Origin of the sequence: Sporosarcina koreensis, assembly GCF_001531445.1 — a bacterium.
GTDB classification, from domain to species: Bacteria; Bacillota; Bacilli; order Bacillales_A; family Planococcaceae; genus Sporosarcina; species Sporosarcina koreensis_C.
On record NZ_LQYA01000018.1, the window covers coordinates 1 to 22,853 of the forward strand.

At 44.0% G+C, this 22,853-nt stretch carries 23 protein-coding genes and 1 riboswitch; of the genes, 10 read left to right on the top strand and 13 right to left on the bottom strand.

Annotated elements, in window-relative coordinates:
- From AWV70_RS23740 to dapA, 3 genes are all read left to right on the top strand, one after another.
- A partial coding sequence (locus AWV70_RS23740) for a hypothetical protein (protein WP_160327622.1) occupies positions 1-297 on the top strand: 297 nt, incomplete at its 5' end.
- Positions 298-811: 514 nt separating this feature from the next.
- Positions 812-1,534 (top strand): toast rack family protein, encoded by a 723-nt coding sequence (locus AWV70_RS04015; protein WP_060204636.1) that lies wholly within the window; start codon positions 812-814, stop codon positions 1,532-1,534.
- A 295-nt stretch (positions 1,535-1,829) separates the two neighbouring features.
- Positions 1,830-2,008: riboswitch (Lysine riboswitch) on the top strand.
- 126 nt (positions 2,009-2,134) lie between these two features.
- Positions 2,135-3,028: a 4-hydroxy-tetrahydrodipicolinate synthase gene (gene dapA / locus AWV70_RS04020; RefSeq protein ID WP_060204640.1), complete on the top strand. Its 894-nt coding sequence runs from the start codon at positions 2,135-2,137 to the stop codon at positions 3,026-3,028.
- A 145-nt stretch (positions 3,029-3,173) separates the two neighbouring features.
- On the opposite strand, the gene AWV70_RS04025 is transcribed toward dapA, so the two are convergent.
- Both AWV70_RS04025 and AWV70_RS04030 read right to left on the bottom strand, forming a co-directional pair.
- Positions 3,174-3,989 carry a hypothetical protein gene (locus AWV70_RS04025; RefSeq protein ID WP_060204641.1) on the bottom strand — a complete coding sequence of 272 codons (816 nt, stop codon included), beginning with the start codon at positions 3,987-3,989 and terminating at the stop codon, positions 3,174-3,176.
- A 151-nt stretch (positions 3,990-4,140) separates the two neighbouring features.
- Positions 4,141-4,632, bottom strand: coding sequence for an RrF2 family transcriptional regulator (locus tag AWV70_RS04030; protein ID WP_060204642.1), 492 nt, complete (start codon positions 4,630-4,632; stop codon positions 4,141-4,143).
- 137 nt (positions 4,633-4,769) lie between these two features.
- Here AWV70_RS04030 and AWV70_RS04035 point away from each other — a divergent pair, with 137 nt between their 5' ends.
- Positions 4,770-5,213: a carboxymuconolactone decarboxylase family protein gene (locus AWV70_RS04035; protein ID WP_060204643.1), complete on the top strand. Its 444-nt coding sequence runs from the start codon at positions 4,770-4,772 to the stop codon at positions 5,211-5,213.
- 468 nt (positions 5,214-5,681) lie between these two features.
- On the opposite strand, the gene AWV70_RS04040 is transcribed toward AWV70_RS04035, so the two are convergent.
- From AWV70_RS04040 to AWV70_RS04055, 4 genes are all read right to left on the bottom strand, one after another.
- Positions 5,682-6,113, bottom strand: a complete 432-nt coding sequence (locus AWV70_RS04040; protein ID WP_060204666.1) for an NUDIX hydrolase — start codon at positions 6,111-6,113, stop codon at positions 5,682-5,684.
- A 143-nt stretch (positions 6,114-6,256) separates the two neighbouring features.
- Complete coding sequence (locus AWV70_RS04045; RefSeq protein WP_060204644.1) at positions 6,257-9,394, bottom strand: DEAD/DEAH box helicase; 3,138 nt, start codon at positions 9,392-9,394, stop codon at positions 6,257-6,259.
- Positions 9,367-9,783: a (deoxy)nucleoside triphosphate pyrophosphohydrolase gene (locus tag AWV70_RS04050; protein ID WP_060204645.1), complete on the bottom strand. Its 417-nt coding sequence runs from the start codon at positions 9,781-9,783 to the stop codon at positions 9,367-9,369. Before AWV70_RS04050 ends, AWV70_RS04045 begins: the two co-directional genes overlap by 28 nt.
- A complete protein-coding gene (locus AWV70_RS04055; protein ID WP_060204651.1) occupies positions 9,776-10,093 on the bottom strand; it encodes a hypothetical protein in 318 nt (105 codons plus the stop codon). The genes AWV70_RS04050 and AWV70_RS04055 overlap by 8 nt, the downstream gene beginning before the upstream one ends.
- A gap of 342 nt (positions 10,094-10,435) precedes the next feature.
- Between AWV70_RS04055 and fmdA the strand changes: the two genes are divergently transcribed.
- The 3 genes from fmdA (at position 10,436) to AWV70_RS23745 (ending at position 12,177) form a co-directional block, all read left to right on the top strand.
- Positions 10,436-11,614, top strand: a complete 1,179-nt coding sequence (fmdA, locus tag AWV70_RS04060) for a formamidase (RefSeq protein ID WP_060204652.1) — start codon at positions 10,436-10,438, stop codon at positions 11,612-11,614.
- A 12-nt stretch (positions 11,615-11,626) separates the two neighbouring features.
- Positions 11,627-11,896: an FmdB family zinc ribbon protein gene (locus AWV70_RS04065; protein WP_060204653.1), complete on the top strand. Its 270-nt coding sequence runs from the start codon at positions 11,627-11,629 to the stop codon at positions 11,894-11,896.
- Positions 11,897-12,027: 131 nt separating this feature from the next.
- Positions 12,028-12,177 (top strand): hypothetical protein, encoded by a 150-nt coding sequence (locus AWV70_RS23745; protein ID WP_160327623.1) that lies wholly within the window; start codon positions 12,028-12,030, stop codon positions 12,175-12,177.
- Between the two features lie 76 nt (positions 12,178-12,253).
- Here AWV70_RS23745 and AWV70_RS04070 read toward each other — a convergent pair whose 3' ends face one another.
- Entirely contained in the window at positions 12,254-13,285 is a 1,032-nt protein-coding gene (locus AWV70_RS04070) for an alpha/beta fold hydrolase (protein ID WP_060204654.1), read from the bottom strand.
- A 134-nt stretch (positions 13,286-13,419) separates the two neighbouring features.
- On the opposite strand from AWV70_RS04070, the gene AWV70_RS04075 reads away from it, so the two are divergent.
- Positions 13,420-13,878: a Uma2 family endonuclease gene (locus AWV70_RS04075; RefSeq protein ID WP_060204655.1), complete on the top strand. Its 459-nt coding sequence runs from the start codon at positions 13,420-13,422 to the stop codon at positions 13,876-13,878.
- Between the two features lie 445 nt (positions 13,879-14,323).
- Here the strand turns inward: AWV70_RS04075 and AWV70_RS04080 are convergent, their stop codons facing one another.
- On the bottom strand, positions 14,324-15,175 hold the full coding sequence (locus AWV70_RS04080) for a dimethylarginine dimethylaminohydrolase family protein (RefSeq protein WP_060204669.1): 852 nt from the start codon (positions 15,173-15,175) through the stop codon (positions 14,324-14,326).
- Positions 15,176-15,304: 129 nt separating this feature from the next.
- Here AWV70_RS04080 and AWV70_RS04085 point away from each other — a divergent pair, with 129 nt between their 5' ends.
- The gene (locus AWV70_RS04085; RefSeq protein ID WP_060204671.1) at positions 15,305-16,045 is read left to right on the top strand and encodes a YqcI/YcgG family protein; all 741 of its coding nucleotides are present in this window, start codon (positions 15,305-15,307) and stop codon (positions 16,043-16,045) included.
- Positions 16,046-16,218: 173 nt separating this feature from the next.
- Here the strand turns inward: AWV70_RS04085 and AWV70_RS04090 are convergent, their stop codons facing one another.
- Both AWV70_RS04090 and AWV70_RS04095 read right to left on the bottom strand, forming a co-directional pair.
- Positions 16,219-17,538, bottom strand: coding sequence for a D-serine ammonia-lyase (locus AWV70_RS04090; protein WP_060204656.1), 1,320 nt, complete (start codon positions 17,536-17,538; stop codon positions 16,219-16,221).
- A gap of 57 nt (positions 17,539-17,595) precedes the next feature.
- Positions 17,596-18,459, bottom strand: coding sequence for a D-alanyl-D-alanine carboxypeptidase family protein (locus tag AWV70_RS04095; protein WP_060204657.1), 864 nt, complete (start codon positions 18,457-18,459; stop codon positions 17,596-17,598).
- Positions 18,460-18,786: 327 nt separating this feature from the next.
- Here AWV70_RS04095 and AWV70_RS04100 point away from each other — a divergent pair, with 327 nt between their 5' ends.
- Positions 18,787-19,452, top strand: a complete 666-nt coding sequence (locus AWV70_RS04100; RefSeq protein ID WP_060204659.1) for a hypothetical protein — start codon at positions 18,787-18,789, stop codon at positions 19,450-19,452.
- A gap of 507 nt (positions 19,453-19,959) precedes the next feature.
- Here AWV70_RS04100 and kynA read toward each other — a convergent pair.
- Genes kynA through kynU form a run of 3 tightly spaced genes read right to left on the bottom strand, consistent with a single transcriptional unit; the run spans position 19,960 to position 22,675 of the window.
- Entirely contained in the window at positions 19,960-20,778 is an 819-nt protein-coding gene (gene kynA, locus AWV70_RS04105; RefSeq protein WP_060204661.1) for a tryptophan 2,3-dioxygenase, read from the bottom strand.
- Positions 20,775-21,407, bottom strand: a complete 633-nt coding sequence (gene kynB, locus AWV70_RS04110) for an arylformamidase (RefSeq protein WP_060204662.1) — start codon at positions 21,405-21,407, stop codon at positions 20,775-20,777. The genes kynA and kynB overlap by 4 nt, the downstream gene beginning before the upstream one ends.
- Positions 21,404-22,675 carry a kynureninase gene (gene kynU / locus AWV70_RS04115; RefSeq protein ID WP_060204664.1) on the bottom strand — a complete coding sequence of 424 codons (1,272 nt, stop codon included), beginning with the start codon at positions 22,673-22,675 and terminating at the stop codon, positions 21,404-21,406. The genes kynB and kynU overlap by 4 nt, the downstream gene beginning before the upstream one ends.
- Positions 22,676-22,853 lie beyond the last annotated feature (178 nt).

Here is a 22,853-nt window from a genome sequence, read left to right on the forward strand (position 1 = left end):
TTGAAGTCGGAAATGGGCGACTTGAAATCTGATGTCGGGAGCTTGAAGTCGGAAATGGGCGACTTGAAATCTGATGTCGGGAGCTTGAAGTCGGAAATGGGCGACTTGAAATCTGAAATGGGTAGCATGAAATCTGAAATGCACAGTCGGTTTGATCAAGTCGATCATCTTTTAGAAGGAATCGGCGGTCAATTTGAGCACCAAACCAGCCAGCGTATCGCTGAAGGACAAGCTATCTCGAAAGAATTCATAAACATTAAATCACGAATCTTTGACTTGGAAACAAAAACCATGTAAATAGAACTCATATAAATATAGAGCAAAACCTACGGCAGCCGCCATAGGTTCTTTTTTTGTTTAATTTTATCGGTGCCTGTGCATGGTACATTTATGACAATTCACCAAAATGATTAATTATTCAATGTTTAGCAAACCAAACAGTAATGTAATTGACACCGCAATTTTCATTTATACAATTGTAATTAATAAACTGAATTGTACGCTGCACAGGCACCCCAACAAGCAATTAGGATTCCATTATGATTGTGATGATGATGCCCAGTACTATCCCGACAAAGACAGTTGCAGAATATAGAAGAACCCGCCTCAATTCCTCATCCTTTCGCCGCTCTTTTCACCACTATATTAATGAACAGGTCAAAACATGTAAGATACAGATCGACCAAGATCCATGCACAAGTTGCATCTCCCTTCAGCCTTAAGACGTATATGTAAATCAAACATGCGACTGGTAAGTTATTCAATTGAATAAGGTAGAATAGAAGAAAATGGAGCAGAAGGAGAATTGAATATGAATAAACTATTAGGGATAGCTCTACTGACGGGTTTTATCGTTGTGTTCGGCATCTACGGCTATAACAAGTGGTTTGCAAAGGCAAGCGGAAATGAGATTTCGATTGAAAAGGACAATGCAGAAGCTTTGGACGTCGATATTGACTTCGGAGTTGGCAACCTGTACATCCAGGGAAATTCCCAGGAATGGGTCAGTGGAGAGTTCTCTTATAATCACAAAAGACTGGAGCCGAAAGTGACGTATAAAAAACAGAAGGACGTCGGTCATGTCAAAATTAAGCAAGGATCGAAAACAATGTTCGGGTTCAATAAGCGCAAATTGGAAAACGAATGGGACCTTCAACTGACGAACGATATCCCTATCGACCTGGACGTTGACATGGGCGTTTCAACTTCGACATTGAATCTGAAAGGTCTTCAATTAAACAGCCTATCCATCGATAGCGGTGTCAGTGATTCTGTCATCGATCTGAGCGGTGAGTGGAAAAAAAGCTTTCGGGTTGATTTTGACCTGGGAGTTGGCGATGTAACCATCATCATTCCAAAACAGACGGGCATTAGAGTAAATGCCTCAAAAGGGATCGGCCGAGTTGACTTGAAAGGCTTTACTAAGCAAAACGACGGTGTTTATGTAAATGAAGCCTACGCAAGCGCAGACGTCATCATCGACATTTCCCTCGACATCGGAGTCGGCGACGTCAAATTTAAAACTGCCGAATAAATTGTGTCGGTGCCTGTGCATCATGCATTTATGACAATTCATCAGTTTGAATAGAAATACAATCGAAATGCTAATTTGATTGGTTTCCTGCTTCAATTATATGCAATCACATTGTATTATCTGAATAGTGCCGTGCACAGGCACCTTAATGGTCATCTTAAAAATGGGGATTGTAGCACAAATTGGGTTGAGAAATTTCGTCAATTCACTTTATTTTCATGTATCCCTTGCAATTTCACAGAGTTCCATGTAAAGTCATATGTAATTTAATATTATCTTATTTCGCAAGTTTTGAAGTAAGGATAGAGGCGCAAAGACCATCAGTACACAATCGGAGGACAATGAGGTCCCAAGATGATTGCGGAAAGGGGAATTTGCCGAAGTGGAGAGACACTCATTGATCTCGAAGCTGGTTCTGGGTTGAATAAGTCCAGGATTGTCATATAGGAAACTATATGGAGGGCTATCTTCTGCAAAGAAATAATTTATTTTATTATTTCAAGCAACAACGAGCCCTCGTTGTTGCTTTTTGTGTTCTTTTGCAATTGCCCTTCACCCTCTATTTTATTTACCAAAATAAAAGACAGGATGTGGAGAAAAATGAACTTTGGACAAATCGTTACAGCTATGGTAACTCCTTTTGATGGACACGGTGAAATTGACTTCCCAGCAACAAGACGCTTAATCAATCATTTAATCGCCAACGGATCTGACGGCCTCGTAGTGGCGGGAACAACAGGTGAATCCCCTACATTAACGAACGAAGAAAAGCTCGAACTGTTCAAGTTTACAGTTGAAGTCGTGGACGGAAGAGTCCCGGTCATTGCTGGTACAGGCTCAAATAATACACGGGAATCGATTGAACTGACGATGCAGGCGGAAGATGCAGGCGTCGACGGCATCATGCTCGTCACCCCGTACTATAACAAGCCTTGCCAAGAAGGATTATATCAACACTTCAAGACAATTGCGGCGGCCACTTCTTTACCGGTCATGTTGTACAATATTCCCGGACGCAGCGCCGTCAACATGTCTGTCGAAACAACCATCCGCCTTTCGGAAATCCCCAATATTGTCGCTACCAAAGAGGCAAGTGGTGATTTAGACGCGATGGCTGAAATTATCGAACGCACACGGGAAGGTTTTTCATTGTATAGCGGCGATGATGCGCTGACGCTTCCTGTATTATCAATTGGCGGAACAGGCGTCGTTTCCGTATCTGCACATGTGTTGGGGAATGAAATGCAAACGATGATCCGTAACTTCAAAATTGGCAACACGGTTGAAGCGGCTAGCAATCACCGCAGACTGCTGCCAATGATGAAAGCTCTTTTTGCGGCCCCTAACCCATCACCTGTCAAAGCGGCGTTGAACCTAAAAGGAATACATGTCGGCGGCGTACGTTTGCCGATGATTCCGTTGAATCAAGAGCAACAAAGATCGTTGCAACAGGCATTGGCTATATATGAAGAAAAAGTGAATGCAATTGCGTAACTCATATACATGAGGCTGTCCGGAAAGTCGATCAATCGGCTTTCTGGGGCAGTCTTTTTTCGTTGGAGTGGCGTTTATGAGCGCTTTGCCGAATTTATGAGACCTTGCCCAGTTTTATGAGCGTCTGCGTCCTTCAAATCCGCATTTACACGCAGACCCTTTCCTTCTGCATCGTCCTATACATAGGCTTCACATCAAACAACATGAACATATCCTTGAAATACATTTCCTCCACCAACTTACCCAACACACCTTTGAAATACCCAGGCAGGTTGCGGATTGCTTTCTTTTTCGTTGCCATTACAGTAATCAATAACGCACGATAGGCAAGATCCTCGAAGATCTCCTTGTCATCTTTATAGATCTCATACTTTAGCATTCTCTCGGAAATCGACTTATGAATGCCGAAGAATTCACGTGCCTTTTTACTATCCCCAATCGCCCCCGCAAGAAGGATTTTCATCCGACTGAATAGACTTGTGGATAACTTTGACGATTCTTGTAGAGACGTGTAGTTAAGATCTTTAGCTTTAAAAATAGATTTAGAAAGGGGAGCTTCATCCACTGGAATTTGCTCATTTTTCGCGTCATCTTGCGGTTTATCGTCATGGTCACGGTCGTTCATTTTCCCCTGGTCATCGAAGGGTAAAATGATGTAAATGTTGGCGCCGAGCCCGCTCATGACGGGACGGATATAGTGGACTTTCTGGATGATTTGCAACTCAACAAGTTTCCGGATGGCGCGTCGGACAGTTGCGTTTGATTTACCGATCGCTTCTTCAATCGTTCCGTGTTTCAAATGGGCAGCCCCGTATTTCACCGAATAACGTCGGATGACGTCGAGCACTTGGCGATCCGATTTGGTCAGCTCATCCCAGTGATGTGCGACATGCTGTTCCGCAGCTGCGTCCAATTCCGCGATAGTGGCAAAACGAGTGTATTCTTTCAAGTAGCGCATCATTTTACATTCCCCCTTTACCTCTATATAGATAGTAGGGGTCAAAAAGGATACTTTTCACAAAATTAATTTTCGGGGTGGTAAACATTACATCATTGCTTCGAATTAAAACCCCTCCTTCATTCCCTTAATTAAGGAATGTAGGAAGGGTATTTCATATCCCATCTCTCGAAAAGTATTTCTGCGTTTCCTCACGAACTTGTTTCGGTAAAACACGATCCAGCTCTTCATTCAACCACAAAAGTGTTTTACCACGTAAATAATCACGCATTTTTTCCTCCGCATCAAGCATGACTAAATTGATCGTGCAAAAGGAAGGAGCAGAGCAGCAGCCTTCTCTATACAAATAACCTTTATCTTTAATATTTTTACATTGAAAAATAGGCTTCGGGCCTTCAACTGCTTCCACTACATCCCAAAAAGAAATATCCTCCGGCGACTTTGCTAATCGATATCCTCCTTTAACACCAGGGACAGAACTTACAATACCCACCTTGGATAATTTACCGAAAACCTTTGAAAGAAATGACTCAGACAGCCCTTGAAATTCCGCCAAATCCTTTATCCCGACACTTTCGTCGGAAGGAACATCGATTAAATAAACGAGACAATGTAAAGCGTATTCAACACCGACACTATATTGCATATAACTCACCTACTTTTGATTAAGGACTTTGAATTGTATCTTCATTTGACATAAATAATTATAGCATATATATTATAGACAATAATAATCGTCGATTAACATAGTCTTTAATCAAAAACCCATGGGAGGGAATTAAATTGGAACAACGAATTGATTATTACAACGTGGCCTCAGAAGCACTTAACATTATGATGGAAATGGAGAAGTACACAAAAACTACGGGGATAGACCGTAAACTTCGTGAACTGATCAAAATTCGGGCTTCGCAAATAAACAGCTGTGCATATTGCATTAATATGCATACCGCTGACGCCAGAAAAATGGGTGAAACCGAACAGCGTTTATATTGTCTTAGCGCTTGGAGAGAGTGCACATTTTACACAGATGCAGAAAAAGTAGCCCTTGAATTGACCGAGCACGTGACCTTAATCCCGACAAAACGTGTGCCAGATGAGCTTTATCAACGAGTCCGCCAACATTATGATGAAAGACAATATGTTGACCTTATTTTGATCATCAATCAAATCAACAGCTGGAATCGGATTTCGATTGCAATGGGAAATACAGCAACTGAAAAGTAATAACTCACTCGACTTGAACAACTCGAATAGAATACGTATAATAGGGATAGAGAATGAATAAAGTAAAAAGGACCGCCCAAGTTGCACCTTGAACGGTCAATATAATAGCGTAGGTTCCCTAAGGGGATCGGCATGCAGATGAAATAATCCATCCTTCACGAGCGATCAACTCAAGGATGGATTATTTTTTGTCGTTTGATGACAATATAGCTATGATCAGCGCTGCAAAAGTAAATACCGGCAAATCGAACTACGAAGGGTTCGATTTGCCGTATTTCTGCGCACTTTGCAGAAATTAAGGCACCAGCACTCTTAAGAGGACGTCGCGAACTTAGATTGCCCTTCACGGGAAAATGGCCGATCATCCTTGAGTCACCTATTCTATTACTCTTCTATTTTACCACACATACGTTCCTGTTCATAGCTTTATCCTCGAACAATTAGGACAACTTAGCCGTTAAATCAAACCTAAATCCCCTTCATCCTCACATCTTCCGCCTTCCGAATATAATACTTCAAGTAATCCGCAGCATCAGGATTTCCATACACCTCTTCAGGCGTCATCCAATACACAGCCGCCACCTCATCGGCACTCACTGCATAAGGTTCACCACTGAATTCCTCACACAAAAAGATAACATTCACAACCGGCTCGCCTTTGTCCGTTACAAAACTTGTACTATGCACATATTGTGGACGCCCCTCAATGACAAGCCCCACTTCCTCCTCCACTTCCCGCACAATCGTACGCTCTAAAATGTCTGAAGAAGCCTCTTCCATCTCAACCTTCCCACCAACCAACGCCAATCCACCAGGCGCATGATCTTCCTTTTCACTTCGTTGGCATAGTAAATAGCAGCCGTCTTTATATATGGCTGCTTCTGTGTTTACGATGAACATGTTTGATCCGCTCCATTCTTTCTTCATTGTTATGTATCTTCCCGATTGAAGAGGGAAACTCCTTCAAGATTAATAAAAGCAGAGCTCCGATAAAAAAGCTCTGCCTCTCACCTATTTTTCCTTCTTAGTTCAATAAAACATTTTTATAAAACACTCTTATTCGCCGCTGGAATCAACCATGCAGGCATCCGCTCATGCAACCGCCACTCAAAACTAATCGGCTTATTCCCTTCATGCCTCACATAATCAGCAGTCCCAAGGAAAACAAACGGTGAAGTATAGCCATCTTTCTGTTTATATTCTCGAACAAACAGAGCAATTTTATTTCCCGTTTGTCGGTGGGTAATGTATCGCTTGCCAGTCGGACTCGTATCTGAAGTCTTATTCTGTGATTGCCAATGGAATAGTCGATCACTTATTGCATAGTCTTCATACTGTGTTGATGGTGAGAAATCTTTGTCAGATTTGTTTAATGTGATGAAGAAAATATCGGTTTGTTTGTCTTCAAAGTATTTGACTCCTTCTCGAAATGCTGGTTTGACCTCTTCATTGAAATAACCGAAAGCTGCCAGCACTTGATCAGAAGTATATTGCGCATGAACACGGAGTGAAGATGTATAGTCGAATGGCGATGGCTTCTCAACTAAACGAATTTTATCCATACATACATCTAGCACTTGCTGTATTTCAGTTTTGAGAACTTCATTTGATATGATTTCTTGTATACCATCATGCATTGACTTAAAATCTAAATCCCCTGGGGGTGCATTGAAGAACGAATAGTATAACATCCCTACCATCTGATGTTGTTCTTCATTTTCAATTAACCCGTCCACGAAGTATTTCTGATAAAACAAGATAAGATCAGCTGAGTCTATATGAAACAATGCATGAATCCGCTTTGTTACAACCTCCTCATATTTGCTATCAAAATCATCCGTGATCCCCGCTTCGACTTTAAGTCTTTCAAAGGACCTGTTTTTCCCCCTACCGTAGAATTCAGCTAGCGTAAGATGATGAAACTGAAGAAAGTTTGATAACGTCAGCTTCTCTCCTGTATCCCCTTCAAAGTATTTAATCTTCGCAATAAGATTTTGTTTAGTATTTTTCACTTCTTTTACATTCCGCAATATATATTCCTTCGCTTGCTTCTCCATTTGAATAACAGAGCCCTTCGGTAAGTGGAAGAAACTATTCTCAATGTAATGTCGAATGGAATGCTTCGTTCTTCCAACGAGCGCTCTGAACTTCTCTTCAAATGGATAATCCGCGTGTGCTTGTCCTACAAAATCTAAGACCGTTAAGCATTCTTTATCGTCTGCCAGCCGTAATCCTCGACCTAGTTGCTGTAAAAACACAGTTAGACTTTCAGTTGGTCTTAGAAATAAGACTGTATTAACCTCAGGAATATCAATCCCTTCATTATATAAATCCACAACGAATATGAATTTGATCTCCCCACTTATTAATTTTCGCTTTGCTGTATTCCGATCCTCATCCGACGAATCTCCATGCAAAGCGATTGCAGGAATCTTCTTTGAGTTAAAGTATTTAGCCATATATATTGCGTGTTCAACTGATACACAGAATCCCAAAGCCTTTACCTCATCTAAAGCAGTAACATACTTATTGATGCTTTGAATGATCAGATCACTTCGACGATCATTGGAGGTATAGACATTCGTAAGCTCGTCCGTATCGTAACCTCTCCTTGACCATTTAATAGCCGAGAGATCGACACTGTCTGTTACACAGAAATAATGAAATGGACTAAGCAATTTACGATCGATCGCTTCCGTTAAACGCATTTCTGATGCAATCCGATCATCAAAATAACTCAGCACGTTTTGATTGTCCATTCGTTCAGGAGTGGCTGTTAGACCTAATAAAATAGTTGGCTCATAATACTCTAATAAGGCACGGTACGTTGGAGCTGTGGCATGATGGAATTCATCCACAATGATAAAATCATAAAAATCAGCCGTTGTTTTTTCTCTTATCTTTTTACTATTCCAGCTTTGAATACTCATAAAGAGTTGATCGAATGAAGTGGGTTCGAAACGACCGACAAACATTTCTCCAAAGTTGGCGTCCTTTAAAACTGCTCGGAGAGTATACATACTCTGCTTAAGTATTTCTTCTCTATGGGCAATAAACAGTAATTTCGCATTCGGCTTCTGCTGCAAGAAACGCTTGAAATCAAAGGCGGATATAACAGTTTTACCAACTCCAGTTGCCGCAACTACTAGGTTTTTCATATGCCCGTGTACAGTACGCTCTACATCAAGTTCATCTAAAATTTCTTGCTGATAATGATACGGTCGAATATCAAGGAAGTACCGCTCTTTCGTTTCTGCCACTTGCTCTTTCGTCAAAGATTGGCGAACTTTAGACCAATTTTCTACTTCAGTAACCAATAGACTTTTAAACTCTTCATCATTCCAATAACCTTCGAATGTCGCTTCAAACTTCCGTATAATATCAAATGAATCTTTCTCTGTTACTTTTAAATTCCACTCAAGCCCTGAGGTTAGTGCTGGATTGGATAGGTTTGAGGAACCTATATACGCAGTACTAAATCCTGTTTTTCGTTTGAACAAATATGCTTTTGCGTGTAAACGTGTCCTCTCTTTATCCAAAGAAACGCGAATTTCCGTATTAGATAACTCGCTTAATTCTTGAAGTGCTTTGTAATCGGTTGCTTCCATATATGAAGTTGTGATAATTCTAAGACGGCCCCCACGTTCAGTAAAGTTACGAAGTTCTTCAATAATAATGCGCAAACCCGACCATTTAATAAAAGAAACTAGCCATTCAATTTCGTCCGAAGTGGCAATTTCCTTTTTCAACTCCTCCAACATATTAGGCTCTGCATGTGATCCGGTGAACAAAGAGCTTTGTGTTAATGGCGTAACGGGTCTAAGTACTTTTTTCTTTTTTAATGATTGAGCTGTATTAATTGTTTTATAAATCGAGGTCAGGATTTCTCCATGTTCATCTAATTTCAGCTTTGCAAAGTCATCATCATCTAGTTTTTGATGAAGCACATCGATAATTTCATTACATACTTCCATTTGTCTAAGGAGTGAATCTTCCTTATTTCCACCATCTCGAATATGTGATAAAGCATTTCTAGTTACATATGAAATATAACTTGATAAAAGTATTCTTGCTTCTGCTTCATCTATTTCTTCCTTTTCCACAGTAAATATATCTGGAAGATCGTCCAATTCAGCTTTGATTTTCTTGTTTATTAATTGCTCATAAATCCCTTCTTGCATTGCTGTATCACCCTTTCGACGGCTGGAATGTCTGCTGGTGCCCATTGCAGTGAATAAAGCTCTTTGAAGGGGACCCATTTTAATTCACTATGTTCATATGCAATTGGTGTTCCATTAATAATTTCAGCAAAATAAGTTACTAGCCGCACTGTAAATAAGTCGTATGTATATGTCGTATCTTCGATAAATTGCCCAACTTTAATATCGCAATGAAGTTCTTCTTTTATTTCTCTAATTAATGCTGTTTCGGATGACTCATTGCTTTCAACTTTTCCTCCTGGAAACTCCCAATACCCGGGTAAAGACATCTTTTCGGAACGGAGTGCACACAGTATCTGACCATTGTCGTTATGTATGATTGCTCCAACAACGTGAATAATTTCAGTCATTCCCCGTTAGCAACTCCCTCGCCTTCTTTTTGATCTCAGCCGTCACAGCAGGGTGTTTTGAATCAATAACTTCTTTTAACGCTTGGTTATCCCAACCATTTTTAAAAATTGTTATTGCAGCGCTAATTCTTGCATATTGTCCTGACAATTTTGATGCCTTCGGATTATTTTCAAGGAGTTTTTCGGCTAATCTTTTTCTCTCCTCAACTGTAATCCTATTTTTGTTTTCGGTTATGTTTTTATAATCATTAAAGTATTCTACGAAGCTGGTTTTACCTACTGATTTAAGGGCTCTATTCAAGTTACTCATATAACTCCTCCCAATCTGTTCGTTTCAGTTTTATGTAATGAGCTCCGTTCTCTAAACAATCTTTACAACTATCAAAACTGATTTCACGGCACCTATTGCAAACGTATAACTTTGTCATTAACCTTCATAAAATCGTCCTCTAATTATTCATTAAAATTTCAGACGAAACGTTATTTCCATTATAACACCAATTATCGAGAATGCATTCTCCATCTACCATCCAATTATCCTACTCAATTGTTCCTGAAAATACATTATTGTAAACTTCATATTTATTTGACAGTTTACAATATTATTGCTACCATGAAAGCGCATTCAAAGTCTATGATTGGGGGAATAGGAATGGCGAAAACGATGTATGCACTTGATTTGAGTAAGCCGATGGAAGAGCAAGCGCATCCGGGTCACAATCGGTGGCACCCGGATATTCCTGCTGCTTTTTCTGTAGATCCTGGTACTTCTTTTAGAATGGATTGTAAGGAATGGACGGATGGGCAAATTGGAAATAATGATAGTGCGGAGGATGTCCGGAAGGTGAATCTTTCGCGTGTTCATGTGTTGAGTGGCCCGGTATATGTGAATGGTGCGGAGCCTGGTGATTTGCTTGTTGTCGATATTTTAGATATTGGGGCGCATCAGGGGTATGAGTGGGGTTTTAATGGGATTTTCGCAAAGGAGAATGGCGGGAGCTTTTTGGTGGACGAGTTTCCGGAGGCGCAAAAGTCGATTTGGGATTTCGAAGGCATTTATACGACTTCGCGGCATATGCCTGGCGTGAAATTTGCAGGGTTGATTCATCCAGGGCTTATCGGCGTTGCCCCTTCTATGGAGCTTTTACAAAAGTGGAATGATCGAGAGCAAAAACTGATAGATACGGATCCGGACCGGGTGCCTGCGCTTGCGAATGCGCCTACTTCGGAAAGTGTTGTGCTAGGTACGTTATCGGGTGCTGAGTTTGATAGAGTTGCAAAGGAAGGCGCTCGGACTGTGCCGCCGCGGGAAAATGGCGGAAACTGTGATATTAAGAACTTATCCAAGGGATCAAGGATTTTCTTCCCGACATTTGTCGAAGGGGCGAAGCTATCGGTCGGCGATCTTCATTTCTCGCAAGGTGATGGAGAGATCACGTTCTGCGGCGGGATTGAGATGTCCGGCTGGATCGAGTTGAAGGTGGATATTATTAAGGGCGGCATGGAAAAGTACAAGATTCATGAAAACCCTGTGTTCCAACCTGGTCCGGTCGAGCCGAATTATAATGATTACCTCGTTTTCCAAGGGATTTCAGTAGATGATCGCAATGGGCAACAGACGTATTTGGATGCCAATATCGCATTCCGTAGAGCGTGCTTGAATGCAATCGAGTATTTGAAGACGCTCGGTTATACGGGCGAGCAGGCATATATGCTGTTGAGCACTGCACCGGTTGAGGGGCGCATTAACGGCATTGTCGATATTCCGAATGCTTGCTGTACAATCGCGATTCCTACTCAAATTTTTGATAAGGATATTATGCCGAAATAAGGAGGGTTCACCTTGCCTAGTTATACATTCCGTTGCAAGGACTGTGGCGAGTTTACGCTATTCTTCAAGTCGATGTCCGGCAATAAAGAGATAGCAGACTGCCCTGACTGTGGCCACGTGTCAACTAGAGTCTTTTTAGCACCTAATCTCTACTCTCTTTCAAGAGAAGTGAGTTCACGCATTGAAAAAGGGATGGAACCCCAGCGGATGACGCGAGCGGAATTAGGCGCTAAACAGCCAAAGAAAAAGGCGAAGGTCAATCGTCCTTGGCAAGTTGGATAAGTGAATAGGACAAGTTTACATCCACAGAGGCTCCTGAGGGCTTGTGTGGATTTTTTTGCGCAAAGTCAGCATTAGTATATCCCACTCTCGATTGGTTATCCTAACGGTAAATTTGAAAGGGAGTGTAGCCATTGATGCCCGAGCGCGCGCTGCTTGCGGAGTTGGATGAAGTACAGTTGAAGGCATTGAGTGCTTTGGAGGATGAACTCGGTGTGACGCTTGTTGCTTATGAAAGTCCGATGCATGATGAAAATGATCAAATTGTGGAGTCGGATGTTTGAGTTTTGGGTTTTTATTCGAAAGCAATAAAGGATAGGTCCAAGCGGCACTCTTTGCTTAGACCTATCTTATTTTGGATTATTTTACAAAGGTCTGATACATCCATTCATGGAACTTTTCTTTTTCTTCGTATTGCGGGTAGTGTGCTGATTTGTCGAATGGGATGAATTCCTTTGTGTCAGCTTCGATTTTATCAAAGTAATTTTTGGCTGCGTTGGAAGATGTCATGTAGTCATACTTGCCCATGAGAAAATAGAGCGGAATGTCAAGTTTTGTAATGGTCGCTGGCAATGGATTCTTTAATACGTCTGGCAACAAGATCTGTTGGGAATAAACAAGTCCGCGGTTATAGCGGATGACATCCATTAAATTATATTCGCTGCTGAGCAACATGCCGACATTATCGCCGTCAGGATTGTCAATGAGTCTGGTTGCACCCCCATATTTTATAACATAGTTTCGTGGAGTGACAGCGTCCCCGTTCTTAATTTTTCCGGTTAGTTTTTGCAGTTCCGCAACATCCTCTATGTTACCCGCTACTTGGGCTTGTTCAATACAGTAGCTGAGAATATCGGTTTCACTTTCGACTGTATCACTCATTTGTCCGACTCCAATATAAGCTTCATATTTTTCAGGAGCTTTTTGGGCTGCTTGGATTCCGATATATGTGCCAAAGGAATGACCCATTAAGATGACTTTTTCTTTGCCTAGCCGTTCCGATATGTAATCTGTCATCGCTAATAAATCATCGACCAATACTTCTGTTGAAAGATGGGAGTAGTCTTCAAAAAAATGATATGATTTTCCGCTTGCCCGTTGATCATAATGAACAACGGTGAAGTCTTCCTCCAATAGATTTTGGTATTTAACTGCATATGGGATTTCTGAAGTTCCCGGTCCTCCATGTATAACAAGTAAAACCGGATTTTCCTTGTCCTTGCCACGAATCATAATTTCATGCCCAGTACCGTTTATCTCTACTTGTTCCAAAGCTTGAATACTGTTATCCCCTTTTATCCCTGGAGTCCAAGTGGGGAAAAAGAGTGCGATGAGAAAGAGCGCTATAACTGTTAACCCTGCTAATATTGTTATTCTTTTAATCTTTTTCATAGTAATCCCTTTCTAAGTCTTCTTTTTCCTTTTATATTTTACCTGATAGTACAAAGAAATGGTAATATGTGACGAATTACTTTATACAAAGTATTCAGGCAAATAATGTGTTAAAATAAAGAAAATGGTTGGATATGACGCCTGCTCCTTCTACAGCACCCCAACGGATTGTCGGTGAGTTGTTTTTCGCCTTACGCACCCATTTGGGAAAGAGTGGTTGTTCTGTTTTTGTGGCACCATTTGATGTGCAACTCAATGAGGACGATCAATATACGATTGTGCAACCGGACATTTCAGTTTTTTGCAAGGAGCAAACCATCCATCCGAATCGGGCCATTGGACCAGCTGATTTAATAGTGGAAGTTCTATCTCCTTCAACTGCACTGAAGGATCGAAATGAGAAATTTACATTATATGAGCGGTCGAATGTTAAAGAGTACTGGCTTGTCGATCCGTTAAATCATACAATTGAAATTTATGGAGTTGAGGATGGCCGTTATAGCAGGCGGCGGGTGTTTGGCGTGGATGATACGTTATCTTCATTCACTTTTCCGGAGCTATCGATTGAGATGAAAAGCATATTACAAGGCTGACGGGTGGCTATCTTCGGGTAGTCCTTTTTTGATGGATGAAAAGGTTATCACCGACATTTGGCCGTTTATCACCGCTTTAGCTGACTTTTCCACCGACTTGGGGTACTTTATCACCGACTCTCATGAATTTATCACCGTTTAACTACAATTCAGTGGTCGCGGGAAGCTATTATTGCCCGTACACTCCAGATCGTGCCAAATGAATTTGACAAATAAACGATTTTCAATCTGGTAAGCAACTGAAGATGAGCTATTTTACCGAATTTCGGCGGGTTTATGCGTGTTTTTAGAAATTTATGCGCGTAAAAATCGATTTATGCGTTTCTAGTCGGATTTATGAGCTTTTAAATGGATTTATGCGTTTTTCTGGCAGGTTATGCGTGAATATCGTGATTTATGCGGGCTTGGGGTTCATTCCACTAAAAAACCTCACTTCATGTGAGGTTTAGTCCCTTTCGAGCGGCATGGAGCAGCAGCGGAAGGAGCCGCCGGATTTGATGATTTCGGAGAAGTCGACTTCGATGACTTCGAATCCGTGGGCACGCATGGCGGTGTTCACTTGTTCATTTTGCGGCAGGCTGAATACTTTCCCGCCTCCGATTGATAATACATTTGTGCCCATCGTGAATTGCTCTTCCGGAGATACTTCGATCAGTTTGTATGTGTGCGAAAGCGTTTCGACCATGTCTGCTGACAGGGCTTCCGGGAAGATGAGACCGATATCGGGCGACAGGATATTGAATACACAATCGAGGTGTAAGTATTTCTCATTAAACGGTACGCGGATGATAGTGTGTTTTGGCAGATCGCGTTGCAAATTGCGTACAGCCGCGTCAGATGTTCGACTGCTGATACCAACATATAATTTGTCGCGATCGACGATGACGTCTCCGCCTTCGACCCGGTCGGTAGTCGTCTGGTATGGAATGTCTTCGTCTTCCAGAAACTCTTCGAGCGCTTCTTCCTCGCCTTTTCGAATATCGCTCGCCATTTCGGCGACGAATACTTCTTCACCGACCGTAAAGCCGATGTCTCGCGTAAAAACTTGCTCGGGAAATTTTTCAGACGAAGGCAGTTTGATCACTTCCACGCCATGTGCTAAGAGCAGCTTTTCGAATTCATTATGCTGTTTCATCGCTAATTCCACGTCGATGTTCTCGTCCGCGTATTCCTTTTGCGTATCGTTGATAATATCTTCAATTGCCATGAACTTCGGCTGGCAAAGAATGACGCGCTTCAATGAATCATATTCTGTATTGCACTTTGTTTTTGATTGATCGTCCACAGGGGAACCCATTCTTTCATCCTCCACATCTTTTTTCTCCATCTCGACTATTCCCTCTTTCATTCGAACTAAACACCTTGTTTTAGGCTCCCCTGATGAGGGAAATGAATAATTGTATATGGATGGGAGGAAAAGTGATTGATTGATGAAAAGACAAATACGTTATTGATAAAAGAGGATTTTGCAACTCGGTCTGATTTGCCGGAGTGGTTATTGGATAGCTATCGGACGTTCCGGGAAACAGTGACAGATAAGACATTTCCATGTTATTTCGGTATAGGCGGCGAATTGAAGGGTGAATTGCGGTATGCGTATGTGACCCAAAAGGATTGGTCGAATTTGCCATCCGCTCTGTATGCATTTTTAAAGTTATTCGAAGATCCGAAGCATAAGCGGCATGGTTTGTTTGTCTTCGTGGAACCTTTTGAGACGGAAAGCGACTTGGATTCGTACCGAAAGCAGTTTTGGGACATTCTACAATACTTGCATGATGTAGATAGGGTCGAGTGGCCAGCTGACAGCCCTCGCGATCCCAATCACTATTTGTGGGATTTCCATTTTGGCGGTGAGCCGATATTCGTATTCGGGAATGCACCTGCTTATAAGCAGCGCAAGACGAGGGACTTAGGGAAATCGATGGTACTAGGCTTCCAACCTAGACGTATTTTTGAAGGATTGAAGGGCACCGAAAAAGGCGGTATCATGTCGAGGGAAAAGGTGCGTGAACGTGTCGAAGTGTGGGACCGATTGCCGAAGCATCCGGATATAAGCCATTACGGCGACCCGACGCATAATGAATGGAAGCAGTTTTTCATCGGTGATGATGTCGAACCGATTGTCGGGAAATGTCCGTTTTCACATAAAGAGATGAAAATGGAATGAACGAGATAGAAGGGGCCGAATGATTATTTCTGCCCCTTTTTTATTTCCCGTATTCAATTTCCCGATAGATCCCCTTTAGATTCCCATCAAAAATGCCTTCACCGCAACTTTTCTTCTATCTAAGTTGACGAAATATTTCCCGAAGTTCGTCGATTTCCCGGGAAATAGCTCGATTATTTCCTGCCAATTCTCCCTCTTCCATAGTACATATCCATTTCGGTTTCCGGAACCATGCTGCCTCCTGTTGCCCAGACGAGATGAGTTACGGATGCCGAATCAGATTTTGGCACTTCATTTCGAATCACTTGGATTGGCCCTGTCATTCCCGCTAGAGCTGACGGCTCCAGTCGTATTTCCTCGGTATCCACAAGCATCGTCAACAGTTTGAACATCGTCTCATCGGCAATTGTGTAGCAGCCTTCAAGAAGCGTGTCCATCTTTTTACCGACGAATGCAGAAGGCGTTCCGACTGCGAGCCCGTCAGCCGCGGTTTGGTTGTCGAGTCCGAAGTCCGCGACCGATACTTCATCATGCAAGCCCGTCATCATGCCGATTGTCATACATGGGGAATGGGTCGGTTCCGCGAAGAAGCAATGGACATTGTCGCCGAATTGAAGCTTCAAGCCGAAAGCGACGCCCCCCGGTCCCCCGCCTACACCACATGGCAAGTAGACGAATAGCGGATTGTTTTCATCTACGTGGAGTCCACTTTCTTTTATTTGCGCAGCGACCCGCTCACCTGCGACGGCGTATCCAAGGAAGAGGTCGAGCGAGTTTTCATCATCGACGAAATGGCAAAGTGGATCGGCCTCCGCCTGGCGTCTGCCTTCCTCCACCGCTTTGCTGTAGTCGTCCGCATATTCGACGACTGTCACGCCTTTCTCACGTAGGAGGTTCTTCTTCCACTGCTTCGCATCTGCTGACATATGAACCGTGACATTGAAGCCAAGCTTTGCACTCATGATGCCAATGCTCAAACCGAGATTTCCCGTCGAACCGACAGCAATTTTATGCGTTGCGAATAAATTACGGAATTCCGGATCCGCAAATTTTACATAATCATCATCCTGTTTGATAAGCCCGTGCTCTAGGGCAAGCGTTTCGGCATGTTTCAATACTTCGTAGATGCCGCCACGCGCTTTGATGGATCCCGATATCGGAAGGGCATTATCTTGCTTCAACAGCAATTTCCCAGGGATTACAGTTTCATATGTAGCAGCTAATGCTTCTTTCATCTTCGGAATAGCAGTGATCGGTGATTCGATGATGCCATTTGCGGCTGCCGTTTCGGGAAACACTTTTGCAATGTACGAAGCAAAGCGCTTCAACCGGTCACTTGCGTCCTTCACATCGGCTGCGGTGATGCCTGATCGGGCAATTCCTGTAGCACTGTCGGCATTCAACGGGTTTTGCCAAAGCACTTCCTTTTTTTCGATAATCTTTTGTAGTAATGGCAATTTTTCGACCCATTCAGCCTTGTTGGTTTCATTCACGTTTATCGGCCCCCATTAAAAGAATTTTCACCATTATAGCATGCAGGGGACCTTTACTTATTCATTTAGCACATAGCGATCGATCAAGTCACGGGTCAATTCGAAACGAGGAGTGGACGTATCGTTTCCCTCTGCCTCGACGCCGATGACGACTGTGATGATCCGTTTTCCTTCATAGATGCCTGTGCTTGCAAAACAGGACCCGGCTTCCTCGGTATATCCCGTTTTCAATCCCTCCATGCCTGTCATTGCTTGTGGCATTCCGGGAAGCATGAGATTCGTGCTCCATAGTTTCGTTCCTTCGCTTGTAGTGAAATCCGTCATGCGGGTGAATTCCAGCACTTCTGGATACTGTGTGAGCAGTTCGTTTGCGATGGCGGCGACATCCCGGGCAGTTGCCCGATTCGTCTCGGCTTCATCCAATCCGGTTGCGTTGATGAAGTGGGTATTCTGCAAACCGAATCGTTCCGCTTTCCTATTCATTTCTTTCACGAATTTTTCTTCCGTGCCGCTTACCATTTCTGCGAGTGCGACAGCAGCATCGTTTGCGGAAGTGACGGTCATGGCGGTGAAAAGTTCGCGCACGTTATATGTCTTATGCTTGTCCATCCCTAAAATGACGGCGTGTCTCGATTGATTCAAAGCCGCTGTTGACGGAGTGTATTGGCTGTCCCATGCAAGTCGGCCATCGGTTATTGCCTCGAGGACGATATATTGGGTCATCAGCTTTGACATGCTGGCGATCGGGAGTGCCTCCTTGGCATTTTGCTCGAAGAGGATCTTGCCGGACTCCACTTCAAGGACGATAGCTGCTTTCGCTTCTCCGTAGAGGGGGTCCGCTTCTTTACGGGCATCCTTGTCTTTGATGAGGAAGAAAAACGCCAATGCGGCGACGAATAAGATTGCGAGAATTTTTTTCATTAAAAGACCACACCTTTCTGTAGTACTTCTATTGTCTACAAAGAAGATGAAGATTCATGCATGGAATTTCTGAAGAATTTCTGAAGATGGGATTTATTTGATAGAGTTGATGGACGGCAGGTTCCCCAAGTGAGCAAAACCAGTGAAAACTCGAGCAAAACTCCTCCAGATTGCGCCAAAACAACGCTGCACTCGAGCAAAACCGTCTGCTGCGGATGTGATCGATATGCGACATATCCGTGCTAAGGTCATCGCCCCTCGCACACACCACCATCAACCGAATTGAATACGCTACTAGTAATAACGTCAGTGATGGTGGTGATTTGCATGGAGAGTGCGGGGATTTTAGCAGGGCCGATGTTACGGCGGGGCGATACAGAATCTGTTGCCATTTGTGGGGCGATGGACTGTCCTGTCGAGGTGGACGCTGCCATTTATTTTCTTGACACGCTTATTCAGCTTGATACTGCCACGAAGACGACATCAATACGGGCAGGCCATCGTTTGTTTATTCACCTTGTGCAGGTGCGTGGGCAATTTCCAACGGAGACACTCCTTGGCTATGACCTGTTTTTTCGCGTTGGAAAAATCATAAATACGTTGGGAAGCCTGAGACTCTTTAACAAAAATGAAGATTCCATCACATACGATGGACGTCCCTATCCTTCGTTGTTCATCCCCGCTACTGCAGCTCCAACTTTTCTATATGCATCTTGTCGGAAATTCCACCGGAAGGGAGATGATGCTCTCATTGCGGAAGATGGGTTATTGAAAAGGAAAAAGAGGAATCTTGCAAATCAGCCTGCAACTATGCTTCTTACCGGTGACCAGTTTTACGCTGATGACATGGCCGATCCTTTATTTCCAGTCATCAGAACGATTGCTGAACACTATATTGGTAAGGAAGACCTTAGGCAGTTCGATTTGCGCTTGCGGGAGAAACCATTTCGTACTGCTGCTTGGCAAGTGAATGGCGGGCTGTTTATTTCGTAACGGTTTTGCGGGTACTGGGCGTTCCAAGGTTGGGGCAATGAGCCACAACGGTTCGGGGAGGGGTTCCTACAGTCGATGTGTAGTCATTTCGACAGGTTCATTGCTGACTCAACTGCTTATGAGGTTCGGTCGAATCGTCTTTGGTCATTTACTGACTGACTATTCGTGGGGCCCACTACACCTGCTGCGCTTTTTTTTAGATACGACGGCAATGCGTCATGATGAACGTGATTCGAAATCGGTTGGATGTATAAGGGGGCGATTGTCGAGAAGGACAACAGCTCCGCCGGATAAGACCCGCGGGGCTTTTATGCGTTTTTGCGAAGATTTATGCGTAAATTTCGGGGTTTATGCTTCTTTTGCCGGGTTTATGCGTGATTGGCGGAAATTATACGTTTCTGGACGGATTTATGCGTGTTTCGCGGAGCCATTTAAGTTAAGCCCTCGCCAACACCGAAGACGCGATTAAAAAAAGAGGCCATCCAATCGGATAGCCTCTCATCTCATTCAAAGTTTTGTGCGTACATCCCACAGTTCAGGGAAGAATTTATGGTCGAGGACGGATTTCAAATAGTCGACGCCTGATGAGCCGCCGGTTCCGGTTTTGAATCCGATGATCCGTTCCACCGTTTTCATATGGCGGAATCGCCATTGTTGGTGGCTGTCTTCAATATCGACGAGTTTTTCGGCGAGCTGGTACAAGTCCCAATAACGGTCGACATCACGGTATACTTCTAGCCATGCGGATGCCACGGTCGGATCGCCTGCATAGGTGACAGAGAAATCGCGTGTCAGCAAATCGGGATTGATCGGGAATCCTGCCCGTGCAAGCGCGCGAATGGCGACGTCGTAAATGCCCGGCGCTTCGTAGGCGGATTTTAAATCACGTGCCAGCTCGGGATCCTTCTCGTAGATTTTTAAAATATGCGGTTGCTTATAGCCAAGCGCAAACTCGATCAGACGATTTTGATACGACTGGAAGCCTGATGCGCGACCGAGGCTTTCGCGGAATTCCATATATTCCGCAGGTGTCATTGTTGAAAGGACGTCCCATGCCTGGATGATCTGCGTCTGCACCCTGGATACGCGCGCCAGCATTTTGAACGCTTCGGGCAGTTCGTCTTTTTCAATCAGCTCGATTGCCGTGTTCAATTCATGCAAGATGAGCTTCATCCACAGCTCGCTCACTTGGTGGATGATGATGAACAGCATTTCATCGTGATGGCCGGACAACCGTTCTTGGCTTGTGAGAACTTTATCGAGCCGCAAATACTCGCCGTACGTCATTTTGTCCCGGAAATCCGTATGAATCCCTTTATCATTCATGATTGCCACTTCCTTACGACTGCACGCACCGGACTTCCGTCTCCGCCCTCAATCGGCAGCGGCAAGGCAATCAGTTCATAATCTCCCGGCTCGATGTTCTCCAGAACGATATTTTCCAAAATAAGCACTCCATTATTATGCAGTGAATGGTGGGCATCGAGCGTCTTGCTAGGCTCTGGATCGACGGAAGGCGTATCGACTCCGATGAGTTTTACACCCCGTTCCTTCAATAAAGGGCCGATGTCCGGTCGTAAAACAGTAAAGTCTTTCGGGAATACATCTTGGTCTAGGCGGCTGGAAGTTTTCAATAAAACCCGTTCCACGCCCCCAAAATCGATTCCTTCCAAATCGGAGCGTCCGACGCTTTCCAGCCCAGAAACATCAATGACACGAGCCTTTCCGATATAGACATCGATCGGCAGCTCATGCACTTTCATTCCGTGATCGTCATAGTGGAAAGGCGCATCGATATGCGTCCCCATATGCATGCTCGTCGTCATTTTTCCGATATTGACAGAACCTGTATCCGCTTTCAGGAATCGGACTTCATAGGAAAACGGCGTATCCCCCGGCCATTCAGCGATTCCGTTATGAAGCCGCTGCGAAATATCGATCCATTTCCCCGTCATGCGACAACACCTCTTTTATTCTCATATTTTTCATACCGCTTTTCATCCATGATGACTTTCAACTTTTGTATTGTATGCCATACGTCTTCAAACGTATTGTAAAGTGCGACAGGGGCTAGCCTAATGCCATTCGGCGCTCGGAAATCCGGGATGACGCCGTCTTCCTTCAATGCCTTGCAAATGCGTGCCGCCTCTTCGTGCTCGAGCAATAAATGGCCGCCGCGTGTTCCGTCGACCGGATTGCCGATCGTGAATCTTGATTCCGACAGTTCCTGCTCAATCAACTCAAGCATATAGCCCGTCAATTCAAGTGATTTCGTACGGATTTCCGCGATTCCCACTTCCTCGAACATATCAAGCGAGCCGATGACAGGCGCCAAGCTCAGCACATGGGGCGTTCCTATCTGATAAGCGCCGGCGTCCGATGCGGGATCCATCGTGTGATCCATATCGAACTGCGACTCCTTTTTGGAGCCGAACCAACCGGCGAGCCCAGGCGTCTTGCCAAAATGCTTTTCATGGACAAACAAGCCGCCGACGGAACCCGGTCCACCGTTTAAATGCTTGTACGTGCACCAGAATGCGAAATCCACTCCCCATTCATGGAGTGCATGCTCGACTGCTCCAATCGAATGGCAAAGGTCGAAGCTGATTGGGATATTCCGTTCATTCGCTGCCTTCGTCAATTTCTCCATATCGAGCACTTGCCCACTTCTGTACAGAACCGCCGGCAAAACGATGAGGGCCACGTCGTCCGTCATCGCAGCGATGATATCGTCTTCTTTTAGGTAACGGCCATCTTGGCTTTTGACGCGGATGAGATGAGTGTCCGCATCATAGCCTTTCAACTGAAGCTGGCTTTTCAGTGCATAAATATCTGATGGGAAATTCAATTCATCGGCGAGAATTTTCGTTTTATTGCCTTCGGGCTTATAGAACGTCGCGACGAGCTGATGCAGATTCGTCGTCGTGGAGCCGGTCGCAATGACCTCACTCTTTGTTCCCCCGACAATCGGCGCCATTTTCTTCCCGACCCGCTCGGATAAATAAAACCACGGATGCTCCCCTTCCGTCCATCCGTCGATGCCAAGCATTTTCCACGATTCGAGCAGCTCGTGCAACGTGCGCTCTGCCCGTTTTGATAATAAACCGAGCGAGTTGCCGTCCATGTAGATCGTGTTAGCCGGTATGTAAAATTCGTCCCGATAGGAAGCGAGCGCGTCTTGCCGATCGCGGTCCTGTGCGTTTGATAAATTGTGTTGAGCCATACTGATCCCCCTTTTGTCTTGCTAAGAAAAGCATAGCATATTGGTGGAGGTGAGGACATTCTGAATTTGTGGACTTTTTTGGACGTGGAGGTACTTGCTTTGGACGTGGAACGACTCGCTTTGGACGCAGGACGACCTGCTTTGGACGCGGAACGACTCGCTTTGGACGCAGGATGAC